The 11,830-nt window shown below is 74.2% G+C and carries 12 protein-coding genes; 5 read left to right on the top strand and 7 right to left on the bottom strand.

What is annotated here, in order from left to right:
* Positions 1-54 precede the first annotated feature (54 nt).
* Together C229_RS35910 and C229_RS31820 are read left to right on the top strand one after the other, a co-directional pair.
* Entirely contained in the window at positions 55-2,949 is a 2,895-nt protein-coding gene (locus C229_RS35910) for a helix-turn-helix transcriptional regulator (protein WP_018657888.1), read from the top strand.
* Positions 2,949-3,467: a flavoprotein gene (locus tag C229_RS31820; RefSeq protein ID WP_018657889.1), complete on the top strand. Its 519-nt coding sequence runs from the start codon at positions 2,949-2,951 to the stop codon at positions 3,465-3,467. Before C229_RS35910 ends, C229_RS31820 begins: the two co-directional genes overlap by 1 nt.
* Positions 3,468-3,472: 5 nt before the next feature.
* Here the strand turns inward: C229_RS31820 and C229_RS0125160 are convergent, their stop codons facing one another.
* From C229_RS0125160 to C229_RS0125170, 3 genes are read right to left on the bottom strand one after another with little or no spacing between them, the layout of a single operon-like run.
* Entirely contained in the window at positions 3,473-4,306 is an 834-nt protein-coding gene (locus C229_RS0125160) for an aldo/keto reductase (protein ID WP_018657890.1), read from the bottom strand.
* Positions 4,279-5,169 carry an ornithine cyclodeaminase family protein gene (locus tag C229_RS32390; RefSeq protein ID WP_240487389.1) on the bottom strand — a complete coding sequence of 297 codons (891 nt, stop codon included), beginning with the start codon at positions 5,167-5,169 and terminating at the stop codon, positions 4,279-4,281. Before C229_RS32390 ends, C229_RS0125160 begins: the two co-directional genes overlap by 28 nt.
* Before the next feature lie 14 nt (positions 5,170-5,183).
* Positions 5,184-6,179, bottom strand: coding sequence for an ABC transporter ATP-binding protein (locus C229_RS0125170; protein WP_018657891.1), 996 nt, complete (start codon positions 6,177-6,179; stop codon positions 5,184-5,186).
* Between the two features lie 287 nt (positions 6,180-6,466).
* Here C229_RS0125170 and C229_RS0125175 point away from each other — a divergent pair, with 287 nt between their 5' ends.
* Positions 6,467-7,528, top strand: coding sequence for a S1 family peptidase (locus tag C229_RS0125175; RefSeq protein WP_018657892.1), 1,062 nt, complete (start codon positions 6,467-6,469; stop codon positions 7,526-7,528).
* Positions 7,529-7,635: 107 nt separating this feature from the next.
* Here the strand turns inward: C229_RS0125175 and C229_RS0125180 are convergent, their stop codons facing one another.
* Positions 7,636-8,421 carry an MOSC domain-containing protein gene (locus C229_RS0125180; protein ID WP_018657893.1) on the bottom strand — a complete coding sequence of 262 codons (786 nt, stop codon included), beginning with the start codon at positions 8,419-8,421 and terminating at the stop codon, positions 7,636-7,638.
* 229 nt (positions 8,422-8,650) lie between these two features.
* Between C229_RS0125180 and C229_RS0125185 the strand changes: the two genes are divergently transcribed.
* Both C229_RS0125185 and C229_RS0125190 read left to right on the top strand, forming a co-directional pair.
* Entirely contained in the window at positions 8,651-9,355 is a 705-nt protein-coding gene (locus C229_RS0125185; RefSeq protein WP_026314147.1) for a FadR/GntR family transcriptional regulator, read from the top strand.
* Positions 9,352-10,209, top strand: a complete 858-nt coding sequence (locus C229_RS0125190; protein WP_018657895.1) for a sterol desaturase family protein — start codon at positions 9,352-9,354, stop codon at positions 10,207-10,209. Before C229_RS0125185 ends, C229_RS0125190 begins: the two co-directional genes overlap by 4 nt.
* 15 nt (positions 10,210-10,224) lie before the next feature.
* Here the strand turns inward: C229_RS0125190 and C229_RS0125195 are convergent, their stop codons facing one another.
* The 3 genes from C229_RS0125195 to C229_RS0125205 are packed head-to-tail and all read right to left on the bottom strand — an operon-like array spanning position 10,225 to position 11,817.
* Positions 10,225-10,965: a thioesterase II family protein gene (locus C229_RS0125195; RefSeq protein ID WP_018657896.1), complete on the bottom strand. Its 741-nt coding sequence runs from the start codon at positions 10,963-10,965 to the stop codon at positions 10,225-10,227.
* Positions 10,962-11,600 carry a GNAT family N-acetyltransferase gene (locus tag C229_RS0125200; protein WP_018657897.1) on the bottom strand — a complete coding sequence of 213 codons (639 nt, stop codon included), beginning with the start codon at positions 11,598-11,600 and terminating at the stop codon, positions 10,962-10,964. Before C229_RS0125200 ends, C229_RS0125195 begins: the two co-directional genes overlap by 4 nt.
* A gap of 7 nt (positions 11,601-11,607) precedes the next feature.
* Complete coding sequence (locus tag C229_RS0125205; protein ID WP_018657898.1) at positions 11,608-11,817, bottom strand: MbtH family protein; 210 nt, start codon at positions 11,815-11,817, stop codon at positions 11,608-11,610.
* Positions 11,818-11,830 lie beyond the last annotated feature (13 nt).

The raw sequence follows: 11,830 nt of genomic DNA on the forward strand, positions 1-11,830 counted from the left end.
GGCCGGGGCCTCGTCGCGTCCGGGACAGCGCCCGGAACAGGTGATACTGACCGGGTGAGCGCACAGAGGCTGATCGGGCGGGAGACCGAGTTCGGGCTGCTGAGCGACGTGCTCGGCCGCGCGGCCGGCGGTGCGGCCGGGATCGTGCTCGTCGGCGGGGACGCCGGCGTCGGCAAGTCCCACCTGGTGGGGGCGCTGGCACGGGCCGCGGCCGAGAGCGGCGCGACCGTGCTCGTCGGGCAGTGCGCCGAGCTGGGCGAGAGCATGCCCTACCTGCCGCTCGCCGACGCCCTCTGGACGGCGTCCCGCACGCTGCCGCACGTCCGCGACGCGATCGAGGCGCGGCCGGTGCTGCGACGGCTGCTGCCCGACGGCGAGGCCGCCGACCCCGGGAACGCGGGCGACCTGGCCCGCCAGCAGCTCCTCGGCGCCGCCCTCGGACTGCTCGGCGCGCTCGACGGCGAGGGGCCCGTGCTGCTGGTGCTGGAGGACCTGCACTGGGCGGACCGCTCCACCCGGCACCTGCTGACGTTCCTCAGCCGCGTCCTGGACCGCGAGCGCGTCTGCCTCGTCGGCACCTACCGCACCGACGACCTGCACCGGCGGCATCCGCTGCGCCCGGTCGTGGCCGAGCTGCTGCGGCTGCCGAACGTCACGTCGGTGGAGTTGCGGCCGTTCGGAGCCGACGAGACGGCGGCGTACCTGGCGTCCCTGTCGGACGGCGAGCCCGCCGACCCGGCCGTGGCGGCGTCCGTGCACGCCCGTTCGGAGGGCAACGCCTTCTACGCCGGTGAGCTGTTCTCGGCCGCGCGGCACGGCGACGCGCTCCCCGCCGCGCTGGCCGACCTGCTGCTGGCCCGGATGGAGCGGCTGCCCGAGGAGGCGCAGCGGGTCGTGCGGGTGGCGGCCGTCGCGGGCGTGCGGGTGGACGACGAGCTGGTCCGGCGGGCGTCCGGGCTGGACGAGGCCGCCGCGGGCGCGGCGCTGCGCGAGATCGTCTCGCAGCGGCTGCTCGTGCCCGACGGCACGGCCGGCTACCGGTTCCGGCACGCGCTGCTGCGCGAGGCCGTCATCGCCGACCTGCTGCCGGGTGAGCAGGTGCGGCTGCACGCGGCGTTCGCGGCGCTGCTGCGCGACGACGAGCGGCCCCGTTCGCGCGCGCTGCTCGCTCACCACTCGCTGGCCTCGCACGATCTGCCCACGGCGTTCGCCGCGTCGGTGGCGGCGGGCCGCGAGGCCGAGCGGATGGGCGCGCCGGACGAGGCGCACGACCACTACGACCGGGCGCTGTCGCTCTGGGACGCGGTGCCGGACCACGGCGACGCCGACCGGGTGGCGCTGCACCTGGCGGCGGGGCGGGCCGCCGTCCGGGCGGGCGAGACCGTCCGCGCCGTGTCCCGGCTGCGGCGGGTGCTGCGCGAGCTGCCGCCGGGCGACGCACGGCTCGCGGCGACCGTCCGCGAGCAGCTCGCCTACTACCTCGACGACCTGGACCATCACCGGGACTCGCTCGCGATGACCACCGAGGCGCTGGAGCTGCTGCCGCCCGGCACGACGCGGGAGCGGGCGCGCGTGCTCGCCACCCGGCTGCGGACCTCCCTCGCGGTGGACGGTACGGACCTGGCCGCGCTGGCCGAGGAGGCCATCGCGACGGCGCGCGCGTCCGGCGCGGTGGAGGCGGAGGCGAGCGCGCTGGTGTCGCTGGGGCTGATCCGCGAGTCGGCGACCGACGCCGATGACGCCGAGGACCTGTTCGGCCGCGCGGACGAGCTGGCGCGCGGCGCGGGCGACGTGCAGGCCGCGACGCGGGCGGCGTTCCACCGGGCGCGGGCCCGTTTCGACCGGGGCGACCTGGCGGGCGCGTCCGCGCTCGCCGACGACACGCTCGGCTACCTGCGCGACAACGGGCTGCTCTGGGCGGGTTACGGGGTCTCGCTGCGGTGCCTGCGGCTGCTGATCCGCTACACGTCGGGAGACTGGGCGGCGGCGGGAGCGATCGCGGACGGGTTCGCGGTGCGGGTGGCGCGTCCGTTCGAGGGGCAGTTGTCGGCGTACGCGCTGTTCCTCGACGTCGCGCGGGGGTCGTCGGCCGTCGCGGAGCGGACCCGCTGGCTGGAGCCGCTGTGGCCGGAGGACGGTTTCCTCGCCTATGTCTCGCGCGGGCTGCTGGCCGAGCACGAACTGTGGAACGGGCGCCCCGACGCGGCGCTGGAGCACATCGCGGCGACGATGAAGCTGCTCGGCGCCGGTGAACCCGGCATGATCCGGCTCGCGGCGACCGGCCTGTGGGCGCAGGCCGAGCGTGCGGCGGCGGCGCGGGAGGCGGGGGACGCGGCGGCGCTCGCGGACGTCCTGGCGGAGGCCGACGCGCTCGCCGCGGCGGCGCGCACGGCGGCGGCCACCACGATGTGGGGGCAGTCGCGGCAGTGGCTCGGGTGGGAGGGGCAGGCGTTCCTCGCGCGGGCCGAGGCCGAGCACGCGCGGGCGCACGGGACGGACGGGCCGGAGGTGTGGCGGCGTCCGGTCGAGGCGTTCAGGTACGGCGGTGAGGCTTTCGTGTACGAGGTGGCCCGGTCGCGGTGGCGGCTCGCCGAGGCGCTGGCGGCGGCCGGTGAGCGCGCGGAGGCCGGCCGGGTGTGGCGGGAGGCGCTGGACGACGCCGAACGCCTCGGCGCCGCTCCCCTGGTGACGGCCCTGCGCGACCTCGGGACGCGGGCGCGGCTCGGCGGCTCCGGCGCCGCGAGCGGCGACGGCCTCGGCGGCCTGACGGCGCGCGAGCGCGAGGTGCTGAAGCTGGTGGCCGACGGGCGCTCCAACAAGGAGATCGCCGGGGCCCTGTTCATCTCCCCGAAGACCGCGAGCGTCCACGTCTCCAACATCCTCGCCAAACTCGGCGTCACCAGCCGCACCGCGGCGGCGGCGCTGGCCCATCGACAGGGAGATGCGTAGTGCCGGTGCTCTATGCGGTGGCGTGCGGGGCGACGCCCGCCGCCGAGGTGGCGGGGTTCGTGCGGACGGTACGTGAGGACGGGTGGACCGTCTGTGCGATCTTGACGCCGTCGGCGGTGAGGTTCGCGGATGTCGCGGAGCTGGAGGAGGCGACCGGGTTCCCCGTGCGGAGTGCCTACAAGCGCCCCGACGAACCGGACGTCCTGCCTCCCGCGGACGCGTTCGTCGTGGCGCCCGCGACGTTCAACACCGTCAACAAGTTCGCGTGCGGGATCAGTGACACGCTGGCGGCCGGGCTGCTCAACGAGGGGCTCGGGCTGGGCCGTCCGATCGTCGTCGCTCCGTGGCCGAACGCACCGCTCGCCCGGCATCCGGCCTTCCGGCGCAGCCTCGCCGACCTGCGGTCCTGGGGCGTCCACGTCGTCTACGACCCCGACCGCCTTCCCGGCGCCCCGGGATCGGCACCGGCGCACCTCGACTGGACGGCCGTCCGGGCCGCCCTGCCCGTGCCCGGCTAGGCCGGTCAGCCGGTGACGTTGAAGGTGTCGGGGTCGGGGCCGACGCGGTGGTCGCGGTTGCGTGCCGAGATGGCGGACATGTCGTCGGCGCTCAGGCCGAAGTCGAAGAGGGCGAAGTTCTCCTCCATGCGCGACCGCGACGACGACTTGGGGAAGACCACGTCGCCGCGCTGGATGTGCCATCGCAGGGTGACCTGCGCCGGAGTGCGGTCGAGGCGCTCGGCGATCCGGGTGATCACCGGGTCCTGGAGGACGGCGCCCTGCGCGATGGGCGACCACGCCTCGGTGACGATGCCGTGCTCGGCGTCGTAGGCGCGGACCGTGTCCTGGGTGAGGTAGGGGTGGGCCTCGATCTGGTTGACGGCCGGGACGGTCTCGGCCGACTCCAGGATGCGCCGCAGGTGGGCGGGCTGGAAGTTGGAGACGCCGATCGCGCGGGAGCGGCCCGAACCGTAGACCTCCTCCAGGGCGCGCCACGTCTGGACGAAGTCGCCCACCTCCGGCATCGGCCAGTGGATGAGGAAGAGGTCGAGACGGTCGGTGCCGAGGTCGGCGAGCGTCCGGTCGAACGCCTTGAGCGCGTCGTCGTAGGCGTGGAAGGAGTTGTTCAGCTTGCTGGTCACGAAGACCTCGTCGCGGTCGAGGCCGGACCGGGCGATTGCCTCGCCGACGCCGCGCTCGTTGCCGTACATCTGCGCGGTGTCGATGTGGCGGTAGCCGACGTCGAGGGCCGTGGCGACCGCGTCCGCCGTGTCGTCCGGGTCGATCTGGAACGTGCCGAAGCCGAGCTGGGGGATCTCGACACCGTTGTTCAACGTGACCACGGGGACGTTCGCCATGGGTTCCTCCCGTTCGCTGAGGTCAAACGACTCGTGGAGCCCCTACCCGTCTTATCTGCGGCAAACGGCCATGGATCAGGCGAGAAAGGTGAACGTCGGGGCGTCGGCACCGGCGCGGCCGTGCGCGAGCCACGCGAGCGCGAGGTCCTGCCAGGGCAGCCCGACGGGCGCGTACACGGTCGCCCCGGCGCGAGTTCCGACTTGCCCGGCTCGTCGGCGCCCAGCGCGGTGACATGCGTGCCCGGCGCCACGGCGTCCAGCAGCGGGGTGCGCGCCCACGTGGCCGTGACCACGATGTCCGCGCGGCCGGCGGCGGCCCGCGGATCGGGCGCGGTCACCGCCGGGACGTTCAGCGCGACGCCGTGCCGGTCGGCGAACGTCTCGGCCCGCCCGGCGTCCAGGTCGCAGACCGTCAGCGCCGTGACCGTCCGCAGCGCCGCGAGGCCGCGCAGCACCAGGTCCGCCTGCGCGCCCGCCCCGATCACCGCGACGCGGCCCGCTTCGGGCGGTGCCAGCGCGTGCGTGCCGAGCGCGGCGGCGAGACCGGTGCGCCAGGCCGTCACGGTCGCCGAATCCAGCAGCGCCAGCAGTTCGCCCGTCGCGAGGTCGTGCAGGCACACGACGCCGCGCAGCGCCGGACGCGCGTCCGGGAACTTGGCGTTGACCTTGACGGTGTAGGCGGGCACGCCCGGCAGCAGGCCCGGGATCAGCGCGGTGGCCGTGCCCGGGCCGGGCAACGGCGCGATGATCCGGCGCGCGTCGGTTCCGGCGGGCGCGGCGACGAAGCCCGCGCGCAGGGCGTCCAGGCACGCGGGGACGTCCAGGAGGGCGGTCAGCGCCGACCGGTTCAGCAGGATCGTCATACCGTCATCATCGGTCACTTCGGGCGCTGCCGGGCCTCCACGAGACGGTCCCAGTCGGTGCGCCAGTCGCGGCCCTCGTCGTCGATGAACGAACCGGGCGGCGCCTCCACGCGGTGGGCGCGCAGCCACTCCCCCGGCCGGCGCATCGCGGGACGCGGACGGCCGTCGCTCGGCATGAGCTGCGGCTGGATCGGCGCCGGGCGCACGCCCGGGTCGGTGCCCTCCTCGGCGATCTGCGCCTGGTCCTTCTCCTCGGCCATGCCGATCGGGCCCTTGCGGCGGGCGTTGAAGAACTGGTTCACGGCCGGGTGGGTGCTCGACAGCACCATCTCGCGCGGGCCGAACATCACCAGGCCGCGCCGGAACAGCAGCCCGAGGTTGTCGGGCAGGACGCGGGCCGTGCCGATGTCGTGCGTGACGATGAGGAACGTCGCCCCCAGCTCGGCGTTGAGGTCGACGAAGAGCTGGTTCAGGTAGGCGGTGCGGACGGGGTCGAGGCCGGAGTCGGGCTCGTCGGCCAGGATGATCTCCGGGTCGAGGACGAGCGCGCGGGCCAGGCCGGCGCGCTTCTTCATGCCGCCCGAGATCTCGCCGGGCAGCTTCTCCTCCGCGCCGGACAGGCCGACCATCTCCATCTTCTCCAGCACGATGGAGCGGATCTGCGACTCGGACCTGCGCGTGTGCTCGCGCAGCGGGAACGCGATGTTGTCGTACAGGTTCATCGAGCCGAACAGGGCGCCGTCCTGGAACAGCACGCCGAACCTGCGGCGCATCTCGTAGAGCTGCTTCTCGTGCAGGCGCGGGACGTCGCCCTGGTCACCGACGTAGACGTGGCCGCGATCGGGGCGGAGCAGGCCGACGAGGTTCTTGAGGAAGACCGACTTGCCGGTTCCGGACGGGCCGAGCAGCGCGGAGATCTCCCCGGCGGGGATCGTGAACGTCACGTCCTCCCAGATGACCTGGCGGCCGAAGGACTTGCGCAGGCCCTCCACCCGGATCTCGATGCCCATGGCGACTCCCTGGGCGGGCCCCGGCGGCGAGGGGTCCGCGCCCGGTGTCCGGCCCCCGCCGCTTTCGACGCTACGTCCAACACCGGACGGGAAAAAGGCCCAATTCGTCCCTTTTACCCAAACGGGTCACTCTGCCCCGTGACCGGCGGCGCATCGCGCACCCATCGTGCCAACATCCCCGGCCCGGTTGGGCACAATCTCGGCTTCCCCGGCACCGGGGCGGGCTTGAAACCATGGCGTCACCTCCGGCGCGTCCCCCACGCGCCCAATCCCCCACTGGAGGCGTCGTGAAGTACCGTTCCGCCCGCCTGCGCGGGCCCGCCGCGATCGTCGCGGCGACCGGCCTGGCCCTCACGGCCCTGGCCGCGACACCCGGCGCGGCCTCGGCCGCGTCCCCCGCCGCACCCGCCGACCCGGCGCGGGTCGCGGCGGCGCTCACCGCCCAGCTCGGCGCGCGCAGCGCCGGGACCTACCTCGACGGGGGCGCGCTCGTCGTCACCGTCACCGACTCCGGCGCCGCAGCGGCCGTCCGCGCGGCGGGCGCGCGGCCCCGCACCGTCGCGCGCGGCGGCGACGACCTGAAGAAGGCCGAGGCGGCGCTGAAGCGGCGGGCGTCGGTGCCCGGCAGCGCCTGGGCCGTCGACCCCGCCGCGAACAAGGTGGTCGTCACGCTCGACGCCACCGTCACCGGCGCCCGGCTCGCCCAGGTGCGCAAGACCGCCGCCGCGCTCGGCGACGCCGTCCACGTCCGCCAGACCAAGGGCACGTACCGGACGTACACGGCGGGCGGCGAGGCCATCTACGCCGGGACGGGCCGCTGCTCGCTCGGCTTCAACGTCGAGAAGGGCGGCGAGTACTACTTCCTCACGGCCGGGCACTGCACGGACGGACGCGGCGCCTGGTACGCGGACGCGGCCAATTCCAGCAAGCTCGGCGACACCGCCGGGAGCGACTTCCCCGGCACCGACTACGGCCTCGTGAAGTACTCCTCCGCCCCGGCGGACACGCGCGGCGTGGTGAGCCTGTACGGCGGCACGCAGGACATCACCGGCGCGGGCTCGGCCACGGTCGGCCAGTCCGTGACCCGCAGCGGCAGCACCACCCAGGTGCACACGGGCACGGTGACGGCGCTGAACAAGACCGTCAACTACGACGACGGCGCCACCGTGAGCGGCCTCATCGAGACGACCGTCTGCGCCGAGCCCGGCGACAGCGGCGGCCCGCTCTTCACCGGCCCGACGGCCCTCGGACTGACCTCCGGAGGCAGCGGCGACTGCACCCTCGGTGGAACGACGTTCTTCCAGCCGGTCGGCCCCGCACTGTCGGCGTACGGCGTGACGCTGTACTGACCCGCTGACGGGTTCCCGGCCGTCCGCCGCTCCCAGGGGCACCCGGGAACCCGCCAGCGCGACCGCGGTTCGTCGCCCGCCGTCGTGTCCGGACGTAGATCCGCTTCCTAGCGGAACCGCACGTCGTCGCCTGCGCGGATCGTGCCCGGGTGGACGACCGTGGCGTACGCGCCCGCGCACGGCTGGGGCGTCATGCCGTCCATGGGGGCGACGCGGTTCTGCTTCGCGGGGACGCGCAGGGCGTCGGTGTCGCGGGGCAGGTCGCCGTGCTCCAGAGTGGGGACGGCGCAGCGCGGGGTCTGGGCGATCACTCGGAGGACGACGTCGCCGATCTCCAGCTCACGGTCGGCCCATGACGCCTCGGGGTGGCCCTCCCCTGGCACGTCGATGACCAGGTTCGGGCGGTACCGGAGGGGATCGACGCTTCCTGCCTGCGTCGCCGCGCCGATCGTCGCGAGTGTCGCCGTCGTGATCAGGTGCACCGGCGCGAAGTCGACGAACGCGTTCGGCGGAAGGTGCGTGTCCTCGGTGGCCACCCGCGCCTCGATGCCCTCCGCCAGTACCTGGTCGGGGACGGCACGGTCGAGCACCGCGCCGTCCGGTGGCGTCGAGGCGAGGGTGACCCGGCGTCCGAGGGCTTCGGAGAGGTGATCGTCCAGGTCGTCGTCCACGAACGTGCCGTCCGGCAGGACGATGCCGTCCCCGGCGGGCCGCATGCGCAGCAGGTCCCGCCACAGCCGGGGATTCTTCGCGCTGGCGACCCGCCCGGTCTCCAGGTCGACGAGCGCCCGCGCGCGGTCGCCGCCCACCCCGGCCGGGGTCACCTCGGCGGCGTCGAGGGATTCGCCCAGCATGGACTTCACCGGATACCGCCACGTCGCCGCAATCTTCATGTCGTCACCCTACGACTCCGCGTGTCACGAATCGTCGTCCTCGTCGCCGAGGATCTGGAGGGCGCCCAGGTAGGTCAGTGGGGGGACGCGGCGCATGGGTGGCCTCCTGTCAGGGGCGCGTGGCGAGGCGTCCAGCGTAGGGCGGCATGCACCGCTTTGGACCTCGATGGTTAGACATCAGGTGGTCCAACCAGTTGATAAGTGGGCACCTATCGGTCATGCTGGGTGCATGCCGGAGATGACCGCCGTGCGGCGGAGTGTGGTGTCCGATGGGGTGTTCGCGCAGCTCATTCACCGGATTCTGGTCGGGGAGTTCGCGCCGGGCGACGCGCTGCCCGCCGAGCGGGAGCTGACCGAGGTGTTCGAGGTCAACCGGCACGCCGTGCGGGAGGCGATCAAGCGGTTGCAGCAGGCCGGGGTGGTGCGGGTCGCGCAGGGCGGGAAGACGCAGGTGCTCGACTGGCGGCGGCACGCGGGGCTGGAGCTGCTGCTGGAGCTGGCGCGGACGGGGGCGATCGACAAGGTCGCGGTGCTGCGGGACATCGTCGTGATGCGGCGGACGATCGGCGCCGACGCCGCGCGGCGCTGCGCCCGGCTCGCCGACGACGCGGCGCTCGAACGCGTCGCCGTCGCGGCACGGAGCTACCCGCCGGGCGGCGCCGGCCCCGACGAGCTGCACGCCGCCGACGTCGCGTTCTGGGACGCGGTCGTCGACGGCTCGGGCAACCTGGCCTACCGGCTCGCGCTCAACACCCTCGTGGACGGCGTGAACCGCGTCGGCGCCGCCGCCATCGCCGGGCTCTCGGCCGAGCACGCCGACCGCGCCAAGCACGACCTGCTCGCCGCGCGCCTCGCCGCCCGCGACGAGGAGGGCTCCTACCGGGCCGCGTGGGACGTGCTCGGCACCGTCGTGGAAGCGCTGGAGGCGCTGTGAACCAGATCCCCGACCCCGTCCTGTACGCGATCCCGGTGTTCCTGCTGTGCATCGCGCTGGAGGTCGCGTCGTTCCGGTACCTGCCGGACGACGACGAGCGCGGCTACGAGACCCGCGACGCGGTGACGAGCGTGTCGATGGGGCTCGGCAGCGTGTTCGTCGGCGTCGTCTACAAGCTGTTGCTGGTGGCGGTGCTGTCGGTGGCGTACGTGCTGTCGCCGTTCGAGCTGTCGCCGTCGAACGCGTGGACGTGGGTGCTGCTGTTCGTCGCCGACGACCTGGCGTTCTACTGGTACCACCGGTCGCACCACGAGGTGCGGGTGCTGTGGGCGAGCCACGTGGTGCACCACTCCAGCCGGTTCTACAACTTCACGACGGCGCTGCGGCAGCCGTGGACGCCGATCACGGGGCTTCCGTTCTGGGTGCCGCTGGCCCTGCTGGGCGTTCCGCCGTGGATGATCCTGTTCCAGCAGTCGGTGAGCCTGGTGTACCAGTTCTTCCTGCACACCGAGCGGATCGGGACGCTGCCGCGCCCGGTCGAGTGGGTGTTCAACACGCCGTCGCACCACCGGGTGCACCACGCGTCCAACACCCGCTACCTCGACCGCAACTACGGCGGCGTCCTCATCGTCTGGGACCGGCTGTTCGGCACGTTCGAGCCGGAGGGCGAACGCGTCGTCTACGGGCTGACGAGGAACATCGACACCTACAACCCGGTGCGCGTCGCTTTTCACGAGTTCGCCGCGCTCGGCCGCGACGTGCGGCACGCGCGCACCTGGCGGCACCGGGCCGCGCACGTGGTGCGCGGCCCCGGCTGGGCGCCGGTCCGGGACGGGGCGGGTCCGGGCCGGTGAGCCGAGATCCGCGGATCAGGCCGGGACGTCCAGGGTCCGCTGGATCTCGGCGAGGACGCCCGACTGCCGGGGCACGAGGAAGAAGTGGTCGCCCTCGAAGACGCGCAGCGCGAACGGCCCCTCGGTGACCTCGGCCCAGGCCGCGACCTGGTCGGGACCGGCGTGCGTGTCGGCGGTCCCGGCGAACGCCGTGACCGGGACCGCCAGCCGGTGCCCGGGGCGGTGCTCGTACTCCTCGATGAGCCGGAAGTCGTTACGGACGTAGGGCAGCACGAGTTCGCGCAGTTCGGGGTCGCGGAGCGCGTCGGCGTCGGTGCCGCCCAGTTCGGCCATGGCGGCCACGACGCCGTCGTCGTCGCGCTGCCAGATGGGGACGTCCTCCCGGTCGCCGCGTGCGTGCGGCGGCCGGGTGCCGGACGCGAACAGGTGCAGCGGCCGGTGCCCGCGCTCCTCCAGCAGCCGCGTGACCTCGTAGGCCAGGACGGCGCCCATGCTGTGCCCGAACAGCGCGGCCGGACGGTCCATCAGCGGCGCCATCGCCCCGGCGATGAGCCGGGCGAGCTGGCCCGCGTCGGAGACGAGCGCGTCGCCCATGCGGTCGGCGCGGCCGGGGTACTGGACGGCCTGCACCTCGACGGCCGGGCTGATCTCCTTCACCCACGGCCGGTAGGCGACGGCGGAGCCGCCCGCGTGCGGGAGGCAGAACAGCCGCAGGGCCGCCCACGGGCGGGGCTCGGGGCAGCGGAACCAGGTCACGACATCAACTCCTGCGCGGCGGCGCGGCGGGTGGTGCGGGGGTCGTCGGGCAGCGGCCAGGGGGCGACGCGGGGATCGGGGACGGACTTGGGCCCGGTCGTCTCACCGGCGAGCGTGAAGCCGCGCCGCCGGTAGTTCGCGAGGGCGCCCGGGTGATCCAGCGTACTCGTGCGCAGCCAGACGCGGCGGGCCGGTCCGGTGCCCTCGGCCCAGGTGTCGCCGCGCTGCCAGGCGCGCCGGACGCACTGCTCGACGAGGTGCCCGCCGTTGCCCTGCCCGACGAACGCGGGGGTGAGCCCGACCAGGTGGATCTCGGTGTGGCCGCCGGGCTGCGCCTCGATCTCGAAGAACCCGGCGAGGGTGCCTTCGGCGAGGGCGAGCCACACGCCGAGTTCGGGCCGTTCGACCCAGGCGCGCCAGTCGTCGTACGTCCAGGAGAACCGGTCGGTCCAGCAGACGCGGGCGCCGACGGCGGCGTACAGCGCGCGGCCGACGTCCGGCGACGGCACGCGCGACAGGGTGAACGTCATCGGGACGCGCGGTCCCGGCGCCGGGCGCAGCTCGCCCGGATCGTGCATCTCCATCGTCCATTCGGTGACGGCCGGGATCACCTGCGCCGCGGCGCCCCCGCGCACCGGCCGGTCAACCACCCATGGCCTCGATCAGGCTCTTGGGGCGCATGTCGGTCCAGTTCTCGTTGATGTGGTCGACGCACGCCTGCCGGGTGTCCTCGGCCTTGGCGACGGTCCAGCCCGCGGGGACGTCGGCGAACGACGGCCACAGGGAGTGCTGGCCCTCGTCATTGACGAGCACGACGTAGGTGGCGTCGGCGTCCTCGAAGGGGTTGCTCATCGGGGGTTTCCTT

It is taken from the genome of Actinomadura flavalba DSM 45200, assembly GCF_000374305.1.
In the GTDB taxonomy this organism is placed as follows: Bacteria; Actinomycetota; Actinomycetes; order Streptosporangiales; family Streptosporangiaceae; genus Spirillospora; species Spirillospora flavalba.